Source organism: Microbacterium sp. CCNWLW41, from assembly GCF_037083505.1.
Genome location: NZ_JBAOJP010000003.1, coordinates 560,775 through 579,204 on the forward strand (window position 1 = coordinate 560,775; position 18,430 = coordinate 579,204).

Genomic DNA, 18,430 nt, shown 5'->3' on the forward strand with positions numbered 1-18,430 from the left:
GTGAGCATCTCCTCAGTCCGCGCTCGGCTGCGATCCGCGTGGCGCGGTGTCGTCGCCGACGCGCGGTTGCAGGATGAGCTCGCCGGGGCGTCCCCACGGCGCGTGCGGCTCGGCGCCCTGGCGCATCCGTCGCTGCGCGCCGGCTGGCTGTTCCGGCTCGCGGCCGGCGGCGGTCGGCTGGGACGGTGCGCCCGGAACGCGCTGCTGAGCCTGCATGCCTGCGACGTGTCGCCGGGTGCCCGGTTCGAGGGCGCCCTGCATCTGCCGCATCCGCACGGCATCACGATCGGGATCGGCGTCGTCGTCGGCGATCGGGTGGCGATCTACCAGGGGGCGACCCTCGGCGCCGACCGGGCCGGTCGCTATCCTGTGATCGCGGATCGGGTGCGCCTGTTCCCGATGAGCGTCGTCGCCGGAGGGATCCACGTCGGCGCCGGCGCGACCGTCGGTGCCCTGTCCTTCGTGTCGCGGAGCGTCGCTCCCGGAACGACGGTCCGCCGGGACGGCGCCGATCGACGCGAGAGCGCGCACCCGGAGGCGCGCGTCCCCGAAGGAGCATCATGACGACCCGCCCGAACGCGCCGTCCCCGCGGATCCTGCTCGAGGACTCGTACGCGACCTACCCGCACGGCAACGGCTACTACGGAGAAGGAGGGCGTCGGGTCGCCCTCGGACGGGCCGACGCCTCGGCCGAACAGGGCGCCGGTGAGATCGTCGGGGTCCGCTGGGACGTGGAGGGAGATCCGGAGCCGGAGGTCCTGCTGCCCGCCGACGTTCTCGCGGAGGAGGCCGGGACGGCGTTCCCGGTCTGGACGCCCGAGCACTCCACGCGGTCCGTGCCGTGGTTCGACATCGCCCTGGGCGCTCCGGTGCTGATCTGCGCACGGGGATCGGCCGTGCTGCGAGTGCAGCTCGCGGGGCCCGGGCGGACGCCGTCCGTCGTGTATCGCGCCGCGGACGGCTGGAGCCTCGACGGGCTGACGAGCGTCACGGCGGACGGCCGCACGGCCGTGATCTCCGAAGGACGCCGCCGAGACGACGGCGGATCGGAGCACCGCGCGCTGCTGCTGGATCTGGCGAGCGGCGCGACGCGCGAGATCGTCCGTCATCCATGGCGCGCGAACCACTTCCACTTCTCGCCCGCCGACGAGTCCTGGATCGGCTACGCGCACGAAGGAGCCGCCACCGCGATCGACGATCGGCTCTGGGCGTGGCATCCGCAGCACGCGCCCGAGGGGCGTCCGGTCGTGGACCAGCGGGCCCTCGCCGTGGAGCGAGGGACACGCGGAGAGCAGGACGCCGTCGCGCTCGGCCATGAGCGCTGGATGTTCCACGACACCGGCGCGGTCGTGATCGTCTACGGCGAGAGCCCCGTGGGGCCCCGGGGCGTGTACGAGGTGTTCGTTGACGAGCGCGCGCCGCGGCTCGTGTCGGCCGGCGACCGCGACTGGCATGTGGGCGTCTCGCGGGACGGTCGTCGGATCGTCGTCGACACCACCGGTCCCGCCGACGCGCCGGGTCGCGGGTGGGCGGACGCGGGGACCGCCAGCACGATCGTCCTCGTCGACGCCGCGACCGGGTCTCGTCGTACGCTCGCCGAGACCGGGTTCATCGCGCATCCGTATCACCCGCACCCGTCGTTCACCCCGGACGGCTCGGCCGTCGTGTTCTCCCACGTCGAGCGCGATGCGGCGGGCAGGATCCTGCGCCGGGGCGCCGCCGTCGTCCCGGTGGCCTGATCGCTGCCCGTCCGACCGTCCTTTCCCACCCTCCAGGAGAACCGTGCAGCACCTCACCCATGCCTCCGACGTGACCGTGATCGGCGGCGGCCCCGCCGGCGTCGCCGCAGCCATCGCCGCGGCGCGCAACGGGGCCCGCGTCGCCCTGATCAACAACCGGCCGGTGCTCGGCGGCAACTCGTCCAGCGAGGTGAGGGTGTGGATCGTGGGCGGCACCGCGCACGGGGCGCAGAAGTTCGCCCGGGAGACCGGGATCATGGGAGAGCTGTTCCTGGAGAACCAGTGGCGCAATCCCGAGGGCAACCCGGTGCTGTGGGATCACGTCCTCCTCGACGCGGTCCGTGCCGAGGAGAACATCACGCTGTTCCTCAACACGGATGTGCACGAGGTCGACGCGCACGGTCCCGAGGATGAGCGGATCATCCGCGCGGTGACCGGCTGGCAGGCGGGATCCGAGAAGCGCATCCGGTTCACCTCGCCGGTGTTCGTCGACTGCACCGGCGACGGGCTGGTGGGCCATCTGGCCGGCGCGCGGTTCCTGACCGGGCGGGAGGATCGTCGCGCGCACGGCGAGCCGTGGGCGCCCGAGGCCGCGGACGCCGAGATGCTCGGCAGCACGATCCTGTTCTACACGAAGGACACGGGAGCCCCCGTGCGGTTCGTCCCGCCCGGGATCACGAAGGACGTCGCGGCCGCGGGCATCCCGATCCACCGGCACATCGACACGTCCATGAACGGCTGCGACTACTGGTGGATCGAGTGGGGCGGCGAGCTCGATGCCGTCGACGACAACGAGGCCATCCGCGACGAACTGTGGGGCGCCGTCTTCGGGATCTGGGATCACATCAAGAACTCGGGCGAGTTCGACGCCGACACGCTCACGCTGGAGTGGGTCGGGACCGTGCCGGGCAAACGCGAGTACCGCCGGTTCATCGGCGACCACGTGCTCACGCAGCACGACATCCTCGGTCAGACGCGCTTCCCCGACAACATCGGTTTCGGCGGCTGGTCGATCGACCTGCATCCCCCCGGCGGGGTCTACTCGGATGCGGCGGGATCGCGGCACCTGCACGGTCCCGGCGTGTATGAGATCCCGTTCCGCTCGCTGTACTCCGTGAACGTGACGAACATGCTCATGGCGGGGCGGGACATCTCCGCCACCCACGTGGCGTTCGGGACGACGCGGGTGATGGCGACGTGCGCGGTGACCGGTGAGGCCGCCGGGACGGGAGCGGCGATCGCGGCGCGCCATGGCGTCACGCCGCGGGAGGTCGGCGCCACGCACCTCGCGGAGCTGCAGTCCGCCCTCGTGCGGCAGGACGCATCCGTTCTCGGCATCCCGTGGGCCGACGCCGCCGATCTGGCGTTCACGGCGACGGCGACGGCCTCCTCGACCCTGCGCGCGCTCGAGGCCGTGGGCGGCGACGTCCCGATCTCCCTCGCGGAGCGGGACTTCGCGCTGTTGCTGCCCGTGCATCCGAGGCTCGACGTGCTGCGGCTCGGGGTCGACGCGTCGGCGCCCGCGACGGTCGTCGTGGAGCTGTGGGGGACCGGCAACGGGATGAACCACATCCCGGTCGAGCGGATCGCGGTCCGTGAGGTGGAGGTGGGCGCCGGGCGGGGAGAGCTGGAGGTGCGGTTCGATCACGAGCCGGCGCAGCCCGCCGACGCCGTGGTGATCGTGCGGCGCCACCCGGACCTCGCCGTGCTCGTCGGCGACGAGCGGGCGCCCTACGGCGTGCTCGGACTGCTCGCCCGGGAGCCCGGTGTGCTGCGCGCGGATCCGCAGACGAACGAGTGGTCCGCGGTGGAACTGCGGCGCCGCGCACCGCGCTTCTCCGTGTCACCCCGTACCGACGCCTACGGCGCGGACCGGGTGATCGGTGGTCTCGCACGCCCGTTCGACGGCCCGCAGCTGTGGTCGTCCGAGACGCTCGCGGAGGAGGAATGGCTCGAGCTGCGGTGGGACAGCGCGCAGCGGATCGGGCGCGTGGAGCTGATCTTCAACGACGACGTCGACGAGGACCTGATCAACCTGCATCACCACGCGACGCCGTTCCTCGTGATGCCCGAGCTCGTGCGCGACTATCGCATCGAGGCGCAGGTCGGCGGGGCCTGGCGGGTGCTCGCTGAGATCGCGGGGAACAGGGTGCGGCGCCGGGTCCATCCGGTGGAGCCGGTGTCGGCGGATGCCGTGAGGATCGTCGTGACGGCGACCAACGGCGACCCTCGCGCGATGATCTCGGCGGTCCGCGTCTTCGCCTGATCCCGAGTACGCGGCCGCGGGCCGGGCGGCGAAGGGTGCGGTGGAGGCCGCGTTCGCGGATGCGGAGGCGCTGCACGAAGCGCTTCCTGCGGTGCGCACCGCCTGGGCGGCCGGCACGATCTCCGGCGCGCACGTGCGGCAGATCGTGAGTGCGGCAGACGTCGTCCGCGAGGCGATCCGGAACGGGGCCGTCGTGCCCGAGACTCTTGGGCTGTTCGAGGCGGCGGTCGTCCCGGTTGCGGAGGGGGACTCGGCGCCGCGCACGCGCGTGCACGCGCGGCAGGTCGCGGCGGCTCTCGTTCCGCAGACGGTCGAGGAGCGTCACCGGGGGGCGGCGGCGGAGCGCTGCGTCACGATCCGCTCGCTGGACGATGGTCTCGCGTTGCTCACGGCGGTGATCCCCGAGGTGTACTCGGTCGCGATCAAGGACCGACTCGCGCAGCTGGCTCAGGTGATCCGCGCGCAGAGCTCTCACCCGGGTCGTGACGACGAGTTCGAGGAGATCGTGGGCGGCCTGGATGAGTCCGGGCATGGCGTGTTCTGGCTCCATGAGAACGAACTGGATCCCTGGGATGCGGCTGTCGACGAGGTGACCGACGACCTCCCCGACAGCACCGGCGGCGCTCCGGTTCTGGGGCGGATCGTGGACGAGCGGACCGCGGATCAGATCCGGGCCGACCTGTTCGTGGACCTGCTGCTCGCCGCGGACCCGACTGCGGTGCACGGGACGGGGCTGGAGGGCATCCGCGGGCGCGTGCAGATCACTCTCTCCGCGCCGACGCTGACCGGGGCGGATGACCATCCGGCAGAGCTGGATGGGTACGGTCCGATGGATGCGGAGACGGCGCGGGCCCTCGCCGGGGCGTCCGGAGAATGGTCCCGGCTCTTCACCGACGCGACCGAGATGGTCACCGTGACGGACGCATACCGTCCCACCGAGGCCATGCGCCGACATCTGCGGGCGCGCGATCAACGGTGTCGGTTCCCGGGGTACCGCCAGCCCGTGCATCGGTGCCAGATCGACCACCATCACGATCACGCCCTCGGTGGTCCGACCGCGGTGGACAACTTGGCGCACTTCTGCCCTGCCCACCATGTGCTGAAGCATCCGGACGTTCCCGACCCGCACCGGTGGGCGGCGCGGCAGCTCCCTGACGGAACCATCGAATGGCGCAGTCCTCTCGGTCGCACCTACCGCGACAGGGCACCCCGCCGCGTCGCCTTCATCTGACGCACCGAGCCGCGATCGTGCGCACCGCGCGCCGAACATCGCGCGCCGAAACACCGCGGGACCAGGGGTTGACTCCCTCTCGTTGACAAAATCAATCAAGTTGAATTAGCGTAACGAGAAGCCGGACTGCTCCGGCATCCCGCCGGGATCACGGCATCCGCGAAGGCGGACGGGCTTCAACGAAGAGGACAGCAGTGCACGACAACCGGGTCATCACCGAGGAGCGTCTCGAGCGTTTCATCGCGGAGTTCCTCACGCCCGCCGTCTACCGTGCTGTGAGCCCCCTGCAGGTCTCCGCGTGGGAGGTCCCGGACGAGCCCGTCCCCGCCGCCGAGGCGCTCGCCGCCCCCTACGTCCCCGTCGAACTGCCGCTCGCCTGGGGACGCCCGTGGTCGACCGTCTGGTTCCACGGCGCCGGAACCATCCCGACGGAATGGTTCGACGACGACGGCGCGCTTCCCGCACGCACCCGCCTCGAGGTCGTCGTCGACCTCGGCTTCTTCGGCGATCGTCCCGGCTTCCAGTCCGAGGGGCTCGGATACCGCGCGGACGGCACGATCATCAAGGCCGTCTCCCCGCGCTCGTCCTACCTGCCGTGGAGCGGCGGTCCCGGCGATGAGGTGGACGTCTTCGTCGAGGGCGCCGCGAACCCGGACGTCGCGGGCGACTACGACTTCCTTCCCACCCCGTTCGGCGCCAAGGAGACCGCTCCGGACGCGCCCCTGTACACCCTGCGAACGTTCGGGGTCGCCCTGCTCGACGAGACGGTGTGGGAGCTGTGCCGCGACGTCTGGACGCTCAACGGCCTGATGCGGGAGCTGTCCGCGGAGAACCCGCGTCGGCACAGGATCCTGCGTGCCCTGGAACGGATGATGGACATCGCGGATCCGGCCGACATCGCCGGCACCGCCGCCGACGCCCGCACCGAGATCGCCGAGGTCCTGGCGAGCCCCGCCAGCGCGAGCGCGCACGAGGTCGTGGCGATCGGCCACGCGCACATCGACTCGGCGTGGCTCTGGCCGTTCCGCGAGACGATTCGCAAGTGCGCGCGTACGTTCTCGAACGCGCTGTCGCTGATGGACGAGTACCCGGAGTTCCGCTTCGCGTGCTCCTCGGCGCAGCAGCTGAAGTGGATGAAGGACTTCTATCCGGCGCTGTTCGCGCGGATCAAGGAGAAGGTCGCGGGCGGACAGTTCCTCCCCGTAGGCGGCATGTGGGTCGAGCCCGACATCAACATGCCGGGCGGGGAGGCGATGGCCCGCCAGTTCGTTGCCGGCAAGCGCTTCTTCCTTGAGGAGTTCGGCGTCGACACCCTCGAGGTGTGGGTGCCGGACACGTTCGGCTATTCCGCCGCTCTTCCGCAGATCATTGCGGCGAGCGGATCGAAGTGGTTCGTCACGCAGAAGATCTCCTGGAACCAGACCAACCAGATGCCGCACCACACCTTCCTCTGGGAGGGCATCGACGGAACGCGCGTCCTCACCCACTTCCCCTCGGCCGACACGTACATCTCGGAGCTGAACGGCGAGGAGCTGGCGCACGCTGAGCGCAGCTTCCGCGAGGCGGGGGCGTCCTCGCTCTCGCTTGTGCCGTTCGGCTGGGGTGATGGGGGCGGCGGCCCGACCCGCGAGATGATCGCGGCGGCATCCCGACTGCGCTCCCTCGAAGGGTCCCCCACGGTCACGATCGACTCGCCCGCACGCTTCTTCGAGCGGGTGGAGGAGGAGTACCCGGAGCCGCCGGTCTGGTCCGGCGAGCTGTACCTGGAGCTGCACCGCGGGTCGCTCACCTCGCAGCACCACACGAAGCAGAACAACCGACGCAGCGAGCACGTCCTGAGGGAGGCGGAGCTGTGGGCGGCCACCGCGGCGGTGCGCGAAGGCGTTCCCTATCCGTACGACGTGCTGGAGACGAGCTGGCACACGGTGCTGCTGAACCAGTTCCACGACGTCCTGCCCGGGTGCTCGATCGCCTGGGTGTACGAGGACGTGGCGCGCAGCTACGCGGAGGTCGCCGACGCGGCCGAGCGGATCATCGCCGACTCCGCGGCAGCCCTGGTCGGTGCGGGCGAGCGCACCCTCGTGCTGAATCCGCGGCCGCAGAACGACGACGCGGTCGCCGCCTTCGGCATCGCCGAGGCCGCGTCGTCCGCATCCACGGCGACAGTGACGGCGGAGGGCGACGGCTTCGTCCTCGACAACGGACGAGTCCGCGCCATGATCGACGGACGGGGCCTGCTGGTCTCTCTGATCGATGCCGCATCCGGACGGGAGGCGATCGCCCCCGGCGCGGCCGGCAACCTGCTGCAGCTGTTCCGCGACATCCCGAACAAGTGGGACGCGTGGGACATCGACGAGCACTACCGCCGGGTCGGGAGGGATCTCGTCGACGTGGACGCGATCCGGGCGGAGCAGGACGATCGCGGGGCCGCCGTGGTCGTCGAGCGCTCGTTCGGCGGATCCCGCATCGTCGAGACCATCCGCCTCGACACCGACGCCGACGCCCTTCGTCTGCTGTTCGACGTGGATTGGCACGAGACCAGGCATCTGCTCAAGCTCGCCTTCCCGCTCGACGTGCACGCCGACCGGTCGGCGGCCGAGACGCAGTTCGGCCACGTGTTCCGCCCCACCCATACGAACACGTCGTGGGACGCCGCGCGCTTCGAGATCTCCGCGCACCGCTGGATCCACGTCGCGGAGCCGGGCTACGGCGTCGCGATCGCGAACGAGTCCACCTACGGCCACGACGTATCGCGCACGACCCGTGCCGACGGCGGAGCCACCACGACCGTGCGGCTGTCGCTGCTGCGCGCCCCCGTCTTCCCCGACCCCACCGCGGACATCGGCACGCACACCCTCGCCGTCTCCATCCGCCCCGGCGCCGACATCCGTGCGGCCGTCGACGAGGGGTACCGGATCAACCTCCCCGTGCGCACCGTGACCGGGGCGCGCGAGGTGGCGCCGCTGGTGCGCGTGACCCATCCCGCCGTGCGCGTGGAGTCCGTGAAGCTGTCCGAGGACCGCTCGGGCGACCTCATCGTGCGTCTCTACGAGTCCGAGGGCGCACGGGCGACCACCGAGGTCGTCTTCGACGTCCCCGGCATCGCCGGCCTGCGCGTCGTCGATCTTCTCGAGCGAGAGGTCGAGCCGCCCGCGGACGCCGTCCTGGGCGGCGCCGATGCCCGCCTGACCCTCCGTCCCTTCCAGCTCCTCACCCTGCGCGTCGCGAGAGGAACGGCCGCGCAGGGATGAGCGCGGCGAGGCCCCGTGCCGTCGTCGCAGACCCGAAAGAAGCACCACGACCCGAACTCTCGCCATCCCGATGCACCACAGCGGACGCGGTGCCGTCCCCTACGAAGGAGTAGCAATGCACATCACCAGGAAGACCAGGGCGCTGGGCGTCATCGCCACGGCGGCCGTCGCCGGCATCACCCTTGCCGGCTGCTCGTCCGGCGCCCCCGCCGGCGGCGACGCGAAGCCGGATCCGGACGCCAAGGTCACGATCATCGTCGGAGAGATGCCGACGGCCGACCAGGCCGAGTCGCTGGCGACCTTCAACGAGCGCGTGGAGGCCTTCGAGAAGGAGAACCCGAACATCACGGTGAAGGGCGAGGAGACGAAGTACGACACCTCGACCTTCAACGCCCTGCTCGTCGGGGGCACCGCCCCCACGACGCTCGCCATCCCGTTCACGGACATGCAGGCGCTCATCCAGCGCGGGCAGGCCGCGGACGTCACCGAGCTCGTCGACGAGATCCCCGCGATCGCCGACCTCAGCCCCGAGCTGAAGTCGGTCGTCCAGGCCGACGACCGCACCTACGGGATCGTGCGCCAGGCCTACACGATGGGCCTCATCTACAACCGCGCGCTCTACACGCAGGCGGGCCTGGACCCGGACGCCGCCCCGACGGACTGGAAGGGCGTGCTCGAGAACGCGAAGACCATCGCCGAGAAGACCGGCAAGACGGGCTTCGTCATCCCGACCACGGGCAATCAGGGCGGCTGGCTGCTGACGACCATGTCGTACAGCAACGGCGCGCTCGTGCAGGAGGTCAAGGGCGACAAGGCCACCGTGACGATCGACACCGACGCGATGAAGGACTCGCTGCAGCTGTTGAAGGACGTCCGGTGGACTGCGAACGCGGCCGGAGCCAACTTCCTGCTCGGCGGTGACGACATCCGCAACGAGTACGCCGGCGGCAACGTGGGCCAGACGATCAACGGGGCCACGATCTACAACGACCTCGTGGTCAACCGCGGCATGAAGGGCGAGGACATCGGCATCGCCCCGCTCCCGCAGGGCTCGAAGGGCCTCGGCGCCCTCGGCGGCGGCGCGATCCAGTGGTTCAACCCCAAGGCGACGCCGGAAGAGCTGGCCGCGGCGGTGAAGTGGACCGACTACTACTGGCTGAGCAAGTACACCGACGAGGCCAAGGCGGTCGACCTCGCCGCGTCCCAGGCCGCGGACGGGCGCCCGGTCGGCGCGCCGGAGCTGCCGATCGTGAGCCAGGAGGCGTACGACCAGTACCTGGAGTGGATCGCCGGCAGCATCAACGTCGCGCGGGAGAACTACACCGCGTACCTGGAGTCCGACCTCGACATCGTGCCGGAGCCGTCCGTCAAGGCGCAGGAGCTGTACGCCGCGCTCGACCCGATCGCGCAGGCGGTGCTGACCGACGAGAACGCCGACATCGACGCGCTGCTGGCCGAGGCCGAGAAGCAGGTGCAGGCGCTCGTCGACGCCGGCTGATCCGAACTGCCGGGTGCGGGGACATCGCCCTCGCACCCGGCACCCCACCCCTTCCATCCGCGAGAGGATCGAGCCCATGGCGCAACCGATCACCTCGGAGGCTCCCGACCTCCGTCCCGCGACACGCCGACCCCTCGGACGCCGTGTCGTCGCCTGGGTCCGAAACGGCGGGATCTCCACGTTCCTGTTCTTCGTCCCGATGCTGTTCGTGTTCGGCTACTTCGCGTGGTGGCCCATTCTGCGCAGCCTCACCCTGGCGCTGCAGAAGACGAACCTGGTCACCGAGCCCAGCTGGGTCGGCCTGGAGAACTTCCACCGCGTCCTCGCGGATCCGCTGCTGGCGACCGCCGTGGGCAACACGCTCCTGTTCGCGGTGCTCGCTCTGCTGATCGGCTTCCCCGTCCCGATCCTGCTCGCGACCTTCATGGCGGAGATGCGACGCACCCGCCAGGTTGCGAGCGTGCTCGCCTATCTGCCGGTGATCATCCCGCCCGTGGTGTCGGTGCTGCTGTGGAAGCAGTTCTACGACCCGTCGCCCAACGGCCTGTTCAACTCCGTGCTCGGTGTCTTCGGCGTCGGCCCCCTGCCCTGGCTGCAGGACGGCAACTCGGCGATGCTCTCGATCGTCATCCAGGCCACCTGGGCCGGGTTCGGGCAGTCCACGATCATCTACCTGGCCGCGCTGATGTCCGTCCCGCCGGAGCTGTACGAGGCGGCGGAGATGGACGGCGCGCGCGTGGTCCGCCGCTTCTGGCACATCACCCTGCCGCAACTGCGCGGAATCATGCTGCTGATGCTCCTGCTGCAGATCATCGGCACGATGCAGGTGTTCACGGAGCCGTTCGTGATGACCGGCGGCGGCCCCGTCAACCGCACCACCACGGTGCTGATGCTCATCTACAACTACGCCTTCCAGCAGGGCGACTACGGCAAGGCGACGGCGTTGAGCCTGTTGCTGGCCGTGGTCCTCACGATCGTCTCCGCCGTGTATCTGCGGCTCACCCGGAGCTGGAGCAAATCATGACCGACACCCTGATCCCGCCGAGCACCGAGGCCATCGTCACGGGAAAGCAGGCCACGCCGCGCGTGCGACCCACCCGCCTGGAGAAGAAGGCGGAGTCCCAAGACCGCACCAACCTCTCCGAGCTCGACCGCCGTCAGCGCAGCACCCGGATCGGCCTCGGCATCCTCAATGTCGTCCTGATCGCGGTGCTCGTGGTCATCTCGGCGGGGCCGCTGATGTGGCTCGCCAAGGCGGCGGTGTCGACGTCGCAGGACATCCTCCGCGAGCCCTTCGGCTGGTGGCCGAGCGGCATCCAGTGGCAGAACCTCGTCGACGCCTGGTTCAAGATCGACATCGGCACCTACTTGATGAACACGGTGTGGATCGCCGTGGGCGTCTGGTTCTTCGGGATGTTGGTCGCGCTCACCGGGGCGTACGGGCTGACGATCCTGCGACCGAAGTACGCCAAGGTGATCAACGGCGCCGTGCTCGCGACCCTGTTCATCCCGGGCGTCGTCTCGCTGATCGCGCAGTACGTCACCGTGCTGGACATGCCGCTGCTGCACCTGAACCTCATCAACACGTTCTGGGCCGTGTGGCTGCCGGGAGCCGCGAACGCCTTCAACGTGCTGCTGGTGTCGCGCTTCTTCGAGAGCCTGCCGCGCGACGTGTTCGAGGCGGCGCGCATCGACGGCGCGAGCAACGTGCAGATCTTCTGGCGGATCGTGCTGCCCATGTCGAAGCCGATCATCGGCGTCACGTCGCTCATCACCATCATCGGCGCATGGAAGGAGTTCCTCTGGCCGCTGCTGGTGCTGCCCAAGCCGGACATGCAGCCGCTGTCGGTGGGGCTGTACAAGGTCACGTCGAGCGCGGAGATGAGCCTGCTCATGGCGGGCATGTTCATTTCGGTGATCCTGCCGGTGCTGCTCTTCCTGATCTTCCAGAAGCAGTTCCTACGCAGCGCGGGTCAGGCCGGCGCGATCAAGGGCTGATCCGGGACGACGAGCGACGGTCGTCGTCCCGGGGCTCAGCGGCCGGACGGGAAGGCGCGCAGCCAGCCGCACATGCCGAGCCGGCCATCGGGCTCGGCACCGTGGATCCCGGCCTCCGCGAAGTGCGTGACGTCCCCGGCGGCGATCGCGGAGAGCTGGACGTCGGTGGCCGCGGTCGCGCTCCACGCGCCGGCGCGCCAGCGCTCGCGCCAGGCATCCGTGCGGTCCGCCACGAGGGCTGCGGCCCGGGCGTGGAAGGCGTGCAACGGTCCGGGATCGCCGGCCTCCGAGGCCCAGCGCAGCGCGAGGAAGCCGGTGACCGCGCGGTCACGACGACGACGGACCGCGGCGAGCCGAGCAGCGTCGTCCGCGCCCGTCACGCGCGCGGCGGCGTCGTACGCGACGCGGGCGCGCAGATCCTCGTCGGGAAAGGTGAGCACGGCGTCGCCGGCCTCCGGCAGCCCGGAGTTCTGCATGAGCACCACGAGCTCGAGATCGCCGTCGTTGACGAGACGGTGGATCGTGCCCGGCCCGAACCAGAGCAGCGCACCCGGGGCGAGCGCGGTCTCGCGGAACCCGTCGGCGAGGGTGAGCGTCTGCACGCGTCCTCGCCCGCCGGTGACCAGATACCCCTCGGTGCACACGGTGTGCAGGTGCGGGCTGCCCCCGTGCGCACCGTCCGGGGCGGCATCGGTGTAGACGCGCAGCAGGGAGACGCCGACGGCTCCCGGGAACAGCCCTCGTCCCGCCTGCGACGTCGTCATCGGGCGGCCTCGACGCGGTGTCTCTCCACGTCCTCGACATCCCAGGCGCCGTCCGCGACCGTCACCCGATGGGCGATGTCGATGCTCTCTCCTGGGGCGAGCGGGAACGGCTCGGTGAACGCCCACGACGGGTTCACGATCGCGAACTCGGCCGAGCGGACGAACCAGCGGGTGGCGATGCGTTCGGGGGTGAGGATCGGCTCGAACACGAGGGTCGAGGAACGGTCGACGCCGTCGTGGGCGCCGACGAACGCGAGCCAGGCGGCCTCCGCGCCGCGGGCGTCCTCCTCGGGCGTCTCCCCGCTCGGCAGGAGCACGCGCCCGCCGCTGAAGCTGCGCGGCCCTCGCCACATCAGACCGCTGTAGCCGGAGCCCGGCAGTCCTCGTGTGGCCGGGCTGCCGAAGGACAACGGCTCGGGAGTGAGAGCGGTGAGGGTGCTCCGCCACTCCAGCGACCAGGTCACGCCGTCGTGCGCGCGGAAGGCGAGGCGACGCTCCTCCCGCACCAGGTCGTCCCCGCGGGCGGTGCGCCACACGAGCCGATGGGAGAGGGCCCCGTCGGCGGCGGCGACGGGGCCGTCCGCGTCCATCCGCCCGACGTTGTCGAGCGGGACGTAGCCCTCGCCTTGCACCCACGTGTTCCCGCCCCAGAGGTTGGCGCCGGACAGGTCCGTGCAGGTGAGCTGCAGACCCTTGTGCCAGCGGTGGTCGTGCGGGCGGTGGTTCGTGACGACGTCTCCGGCCAGGGTCCGCAGCGGGTGCAGATACGGCTTGGGCCCCTCGAACGGCGCGGGATCCGGCGTGGTCGCGTAGTGCGCGATCTCGACGCCGTCGTGCACGACGGCCCATCCGCGGTCGGTCGGGCGCAGGCCCGGGAGCACCCCGCTCACGAGCGCCGCTCCGGGACGGGCCGGCCGCCGTCGAGCGCCGCGTGGAATGGATCGCCCTGGCGGATGCTGCCGCGCGCGACTGTCCGGCCGGTCAGCGCGGACTTGTACAGCGCCGTGACGAGCTCGAGCGCGCGGCGCCCGTCCTCGCCCGTGGCCGCCGGTCGCCGCCCCGCGCGCAGATCCGCGAGCACCGCACGCAGCTGCGGGGTGTGGGTGCTGTGCTCGTCGGGGAGCGGATTGGTCCATCCGGCGGCCTCCTCCGCGTCGACGTCGGGCGCCGGCGTGTACGTCCAGTCGTCGTTGCCGTGGCCGTACAGGTGACTCAGCTCGACGGTCGCGCGCTCCGCGTCGATCCGTATCCGGCTCTGCTGCGCTGCACCGAGCGGCGTGTTCGCGATCGTCGCGAGCGTGCCGTCGTCGAAGCGCACCCAGGCCACCGCGACGTCGTCCGTCTCGATGTCGCGCGCGCGGCGGACGACCTGGGCCGACACCTCCGCCCATTCCGTGCCGAGCAGATCGAGCATCAGATCGATCTGATGGATGCCGAGGGCCATGACCGGTCCGCCGTCGCCGGAGAAGGACCCCCGCCACGGCGCCGCGAAGTAGGCGTCGTCGCGGAACCAGGTGGTCTGGCACTGGGCGAGCAGCGGGCGCCCCAGCGCACCGGAGCGGAGCAGGTCCCTGGCGTGCCGAGAACCGGACCCGAAGCGCTGCTGGAACACGATCGGCGCCCAGGGGCCGCCCTCGCGTTCCCCGGAGGTCATGTCGTCGTACTCGGCGAGGCTCAGGGCGGGCGGCTTCTCGCACCACACGGTGACGCCCGCGGCGAGGCACCGCGCGACCTGGTCGCGGTGCACCGTCGGCGGAGTGCAGAGGATGACGAGGTCGGGGCGGCGCGTGAGCGCCTCCGTCAGGGAGGCCGTGGAGAACGGGACCCCCCACTTCGCGGCGAACTCCGCACCGCGGGCCTCGTCGACCTCGACGACGGCGTCAACGACGATCTCGTCGGGTCCGAGCTCGGTGATCGCTGCCATGTGCACGGCATCGGCGATGTGCCCCGCCCCGACGAGGACAGCGCGGACCGGCCGGTCCGGATCGATGCCGGTCACGAGCCCAGCACCCGTTCCAGGAAGTCGAGGTGACGGCGGGTCTGCACCCACTGGCCGCCCTCATGGCCGTTGTACGGGTACACGGCCATCTCCTTGTCGGTGCCCGCGTAGGCGTTGTACGCGGCGTACACCGTGGACGGCGGGCAGACCGCGTCGCGCAGGGCGACGGAGAACAGGGCGGGGGCGCTAGCGCGCGCGGCGAAGTTCACGCCGTCGAAGTACGACAGGGTTCGGAACACGTCGTCCTCCTCGCCCCGCCGCGACTGCAGGTAGGTGGCGAGCTCGAGGTACGGCAGCGCATCGGTGATCTGCACTGCGCGGCGGAAATGGCTGAGGAACGGCACGTCGGCCATCACCCCGGCGAGCCCGTCGCACAGTCCCGCGGCCGCGAGGGCGATCCCGCCGCCCTGGCTGCCACCGGCGACCACGACCTTCGCCGGGTCGACGGCGGGGTGGCTGCGAGCGGCCGCCACGGCGCCCACGGCGTCGGCGAAGAGCCGGCGGTAGTAGTAATCGCGCGGGTCGGTGATGCCGCTGGTGAGCCGACCGACGTGCTGCGGGCCGCTGCCGATCGGATCCGTCGTCGCGCCCGCGTTGCCCGCCGACCCCTGACCGCGGCTGTCCATGATGAAGTGGGCGTAGCCGGCGCTCGGCAGCAGCGTCCACTGCTCCGGCACGCCGCGGCCGCCGTTGTAGCCGATGAACTGCACGACGGTGCCGCGCACCGGGGCGTCCGGGTGGCGCAGCATCCAGCCCTTGATCGGGTGCCCCGCGAAACCGGGGAAGGTCACATCCTCGACCACGAGGTGCGGCATGCGCGTCTCGATCCGGACGAACTCGGCGTCGCCGTGACCGCGGGAGAGATCCCGGGTCTCCTGCCAGAAGGCGTCGAAGTCGGCGGGCTCCTCGCGCTCAGGTCGGTAGGTCTCGAGCTGGGCGAGGGGGAGATCGAACTGTGCCATGGGATTCCTTGTCTGAATCGGTGCGCGGTCAGCGGACGGGGGCCGGTGCGTCGGCCTGAGCGGGAACGAGGGCGTGGTCGAGGCGCGAGCCGGGCGTCGTCGGGGCGATGAGCACGAGCGGGGTGCGGTCGCCGCCCGTGTGGGCGAGACGGATCACGCCGTCGGTCTCGTCCGTGGTGAGCACGGCGTCGTCGTCCAGCTCGGCGGCGTCGGCGGCGTCCCGCATCCGCAGGCGGCCGGCGACCGTCGTGGCGCCGAGCTGCGCGATCACGAGGGGCAGAGGGCGCTCGCCGCGGATCCAGCAGATCTCGATCACCACCCGGTCCGCGTCGATCCGCACGGACGCCGGCCGGTCCGCGCCGTCGAACGCGGCGAGGGCGAGCTCCCAGTCGATCGCGACGGCCGGGCTGCGTACCGACAGGCGCCGGACATCGGGGTGCTCGGTGCCCGGGGCGGCAGGCTCGCCGTCGACCCTCACCTCGGCGAGCTCGGTGCCGGCGAGCGTGAAGCGCACGGCGAGCTCGGTGGTCGCCACCGCGGCACCGCTGGCGATCGCGTCCAGGTGGATGTGGGCGTCGCCGGAGGGCGTCGCCAGCCCGAGAGACCACAGGACGTCTCCGCCCTGCTGCGCGGCGCGGAACGACCCGCCGGCGAAGCCGTGCCCGTCGCGGATGACCTCGACCTCGATGAAGCGGGCGCGCTGGGCGGGATCCGTCGGGTCGTCGTCCTGCTCGACCCAGTAGCCGAGGAGCGGCCGCCGCTGCAGCCAGGTGTCGCCGTGGTTGACGGTGCCGAGGGTGGCCGTCGCCCCGCGCCAGGTCGCCCCGGCGGTCGGGACGACGACGGGCGGGAAGCCCTCGGCGGCTGCCGCCGAGACTCCGGCGACCTGGCCGGGGATGAAGTGCGTGTCCGCGAAGGTCTCGCGCACGAACGGCTCGGCGTCGCGATCCAGCAGCGGACGCAGGTCGGCGGGGATCCGGTAGTCGAGCACGGCATCCTGCGACAGGTGCACGCTCGGCGGAAGGGTGGACGGATCGAAGAGGGTCCACGACTCCGGGGCGACGCGCTGGACGACCAGCAACGGCCCCGGCCGCTCGCGCAGGTTCGTCTCGTAGCAGCGCGCCATCGGTCCCGACAGCTGACCGGTCGGCGGGTGCCAGCGGGCGAGGAAGTGCTCCCAGGCGACGCGTTCCAGCTCCGCCGCCGCCACGGCGTGCTCCGGCAGGTACTGGCGGATCGCCGAGAACGCCTGGATGACGACGTGCCAGTATGACGGCGAATTGTACTCGGCGATGCTGCGTTGCCTCATGAGACGGTCGTGCAACCGGGCGAGGCGCTCGGTCCCGTACGCCGTCAGGGCGGCGTCGTAGAGCAGAGACCCGGCGGCGAGGGTGACGAAGGCGCCCTTGACGGCGATGTTCGTGTAGTCCAGGTCCACGTTGCGGCGGACGATCGCGGCGGCGGCCCGGGCGAGGGCGGTGCGGATGCGCTCGACGAGCTCGTCGCCGAGCGCATCCGCGCGCCGGAACAGGATGAGAGCGAGGAGCTCGCCCATGAAGTCGGCCCAGTTGTGGTCCGGCGGCACCATCTCGGCGAGCGGCTCCTCGGCCCAGTACGCCCAGATCCCGAACGTCGGGCTGTCGGGATCGGTATCCTGCAGGTCGGCGACCGCGTCCAGTGTTCGCGCCGCCCGAGCGCGCCGGGACTCTCCGTCGACCGTGTGGTCGCCGATCCCGTCCAGCTCCAGCAGGGCGAGCGCGTACGCGAGGCTCTCGCGGATGCCGTGCGCGGAGCCGCTGACGATCCGGGTGTGGATCGGGTTGGGTTTCGTGGGGATGAGCAGCAGTCCGCGGGCCGGGTCGTAGGAGGCGTCTCCGCTGCGGCGGGCGGCGTCGAGGGCCAGCATGTCGGGGGTCACGATCATCCTTCGTTCGGAGGGAGCGGGGTCGTAGTGTGTGCGATCAGGGAGCGTGCGTGAGCGGCGAGCGGTGTGGTGGACGCGTCCGCGCGGGTCGGGATGCCGTGGGTTCCGAGGCGATCTCTTGCATCGGGACCATCCGTAGACCGAGGTTGTGAGCACGCGCGAGGATGGCGGCGAGGCGGTCGGGGTGGATGTGGTTGCCGGGTCCGCGCGCGGCGATGTCATGGGCGTACAGGATCAGAGACCCGTCGCCGTCGGCCAAGTCGTGCAGCAGGGTGTCCAGCACCGCCTCGTCCGCTAGATGAGCCTCTGCCCCGCGCCCGGTGTCGATTCCGCGTGCGGGATGCGTCGTCTGGGGGGAGTCGGCCGGCACGATCGCGCCCCGTGCGGCATCTGGGTCGAGAGTGCGTGGCCCACCGCCGCGCAGGCGGGAGAAACGCGTGAGGAGTGCGGCGTCGCTGGCGTCGTCGCGGCGGGAGTTCGGATAGGCGAAAACGGAAGGATAACCGCCGAGCGCGCAGAGCGCGTCGATGCTGGGGTCGATCTCCTCGGCGAGATAGGCCGCAGCGCCGCGCGCGGCGATTTCAGCGTCCGCGTTCCTGTGGCGAAGGCCGTGGCTCCCGATCCCATGGCCGGCGTCGAGGAGCGTGCGGATGGCAGCGCGTTCGTCGGCGTCGAGGAGATCCGCCTCGACGATGAAGAAGGTGACGCGGGCGCCGGCCGCGTCGAAGGCGGGCAGTGCGTCGACCCACGAGCGAAGGTGCCGGTCGTCGAAAGTGAGCGAGAGGAGGCCGGTCATCG

Annotated in this window: 13 protein-coding genes and 1 pseudogene; 8 read left to right on the plus strand and 6 right to left on the minus strand. The window is 71.2% G+C overall.

The window, feature by feature from the left end; genetic code table 11:
• From V6R91_RS14310 to V6R91_RS14345, 8 genes and pseudogenes are all read left to right on the plus strand, one after another.
• Positions 1-564, plus strand: coding sequence for a serine O-acetyltransferase (locus V6R91_RS14310; protein WP_336395822.1), 564 nt, complete (start codon positions 1-3; stop codon positions 562-564).
• Positions 561-1,739: a hypothetical protein gene (locus V6R91_RS14315; RefSeq protein WP_336395823.1), complete on the plus strand. Its 1,179-nt coding sequence runs from the start codon at positions 561-563 to the stop codon at positions 1,737-1,739. The genes V6R91_RS14310 and V6R91_RS14315 overlap by 4 nt, the downstream gene beginning before the upstream one ends.
• Positions 1,740-1,782: 43 nt before the next feature.
• On the plus strand, positions 1,783-4,005 hold the full coding sequence (locus tag V6R91_RS14320; protein ID WP_336395824.1) for an FAD-dependent oxidoreductase: 2,223 nt from the start codon (positions 1,783-1,785) through the stop codon (positions 4,003-4,005).
• Positions 4,006-4,030: 25 nt separating this feature from the next.
• A pseudogene (locus V6R91_RS14325) lies at positions 4,031-5,236 on the plus strand (DUF222 domain-containing protein); the annotation flags it as partial.
• Between the two features lie 194 nt (positions 5,237-5,430).
• On the plus strand, positions 5,431-8,487 hold the full coding sequence (locus V6R91_RS14330) for an alpha-mannosidase (protein ID WP_336395825.1): 3,057 nt from the start codon (positions 5,431-5,433) through the stop codon (positions 8,485-8,487).
• A 115-nt stretch (positions 8,488-8,602) separates the two neighbouring features.
• Positions 8,603-9,985 (plus strand): ABC transporter substrate-binding protein, encoded by a 1,383-nt coding sequence (locus tag V6R91_RS14335; protein WP_336395826.1) that lies wholly within the window; start codon positions 8,603-8,605, stop codon positions 9,983-9,985.
• 76 nt (positions 9,986-10,061) lie between these two features.
• Positions 10,062-11,009 (plus strand): carbohydrate ABC transporter permease, encoded by a 948-nt coding sequence (locus V6R91_RS14340; protein ID WP_336395827.1) that lies wholly within the window; start codon positions 10,062-10,064, stop codon positions 11,007-11,009.
• Positions 11,006-11,983: a carbohydrate ABC transporter permease gene (locus tag V6R91_RS14345; RefSeq protein ID WP_336395828.1), complete on the plus strand. Its 978-nt coding sequence runs from the start codon at positions 11,006-11,008 to the stop codon at positions 11,981-11,983. The genes V6R91_RS14340 and V6R91_RS14345 overlap by 4 nt, the downstream gene beginning before the upstream one ends.
• Before the next feature lie 35 nt (positions 11,984-12,018).
• Here the strand turns inward: V6R91_RS14345 and V6R91_RS14350 are convergent, their stop codons facing one another.
• Genes V6R91_RS14350 through V6R91_RS14375 form a run of 6 tightly spaced genes read right to left on the minus strand, consistent with a single transcriptional unit; the run spans position 12,019 to position 18,428 of the window.
• Positions 12,019-12,747, minus strand: coding sequence for a cupin domain-containing protein (locus V6R91_RS14350; RefSeq protein ID WP_336395829.1), 729 nt, complete (start codon positions 12,745-12,747; stop codon positions 12,019-12,021).
• Complete coding sequence (locus V6R91_RS14355; protein WP_336395830.1) at positions 12,744-13,637, minus strand: PmoA family protein; 894 nt, start codon at positions 13,635-13,637, stop codon at positions 12,744-12,746. The genes V6R91_RS14350 and V6R91_RS14355 overlap by 4 nt, the downstream gene beginning before the upstream one ends.
• A complete protein-coding gene (locus V6R91_RS14360) occupies positions 13,634-14,746 on the minus strand; it encodes a Gfo/Idh/MocA family protein (RefSeq protein WP_336395831.1) in 1,113 nt (370 codons plus the stop codon). The genes V6R91_RS14355 and V6R91_RS14360 overlap by 4 nt, the downstream gene beginning before the upstream one ends.
• Positions 14,743-15,708, minus strand: coding sequence for an acetylxylan esterase (locus V6R91_RS14365; protein WP_336395832.1), 966 nt, complete (start codon positions 15,706-15,708; stop codon positions 14,743-14,745). Before V6R91_RS14365 ends, V6R91_RS14360 begins: the two co-directional genes overlap by 4 nt.
• Before the next feature lie 28 nt (positions 15,709-15,736).
• A complete protein-coding gene (locus tag V6R91_RS14370) occupies positions 15,737-17,626 on the minus strand; it encodes a hypothetical protein (protein WP_336395833.1) in 1,890 nt (629 codons plus the stop codon).
• A 43-nt stretch (positions 17,627-17,669) separates the two neighbouring features.
• Entirely contained in the window at positions 17,670-18,428 is a 759-nt protein-coding gene (locus V6R91_RS14375) for a polysaccharide deacetylase family protein (RefSeq protein ID WP_336395834.1), read from the minus strand.
• Between the last annotated feature and the right edge of the window lie 2 nt (positions 18,429-18,430).

What these genes read in the sequence shown, in the direction of transcription:
- V6R91_RS14315 (WP_336395823.1), top strand. Translation starts at nt 561, where the DNA reads ATGACGACCCGCCCGAACGCGCCGTCCCCGCGGATCCTGCTCGAGGAC.
- V6R91_RS14335 (WP_336395826.1), top strand. Translation starts at nt 8,603, where the DNA reads ATGCACATCACCAGGAAGACCAGGGCGCTGGGCGTCATCGCCACGGCG.
- V6R91_RS14340 (WP_336395827.1), top strand. Translation starts at nt 10,062, where the DNA reads ATGGCGCAACCGATCACCTCGGAGGCTCCCGACCTCCGTCCCGCGACA.
- V6R91_RS14345 (WP_336395828.1), top strand. Translation starts at nt 11,006, where the DNA reads ATGACCGACACCCTGATCCCGCCGAGCACCGAGGCCATCGTCACGGGA.
- V6R91_RS14350 (WP_336395829.1), bottom strand. Translation starts at nt 12,747, where the DNA reads ATGACGACGTCGCAGGCGGGACGAGGGCTGTTCCCGGGAGCCGTCGGC.
- V6R91_RS14365 (WP_336395832.1), bottom strand. Translation starts at nt 15,708, where the DNA reads ATGGCACAGTTCGATCTCCCCCTCGCCCAGCTCGAGACCTACCGACCT.
- V6R91_RS14375 (WP_336395834.1), bottom strand. Translation starts at nt 18,428, where the DNA reads ATGACCGGCCTCCTCTCGCTCACTTTCGACGACCGGCACCTTCGCTCG.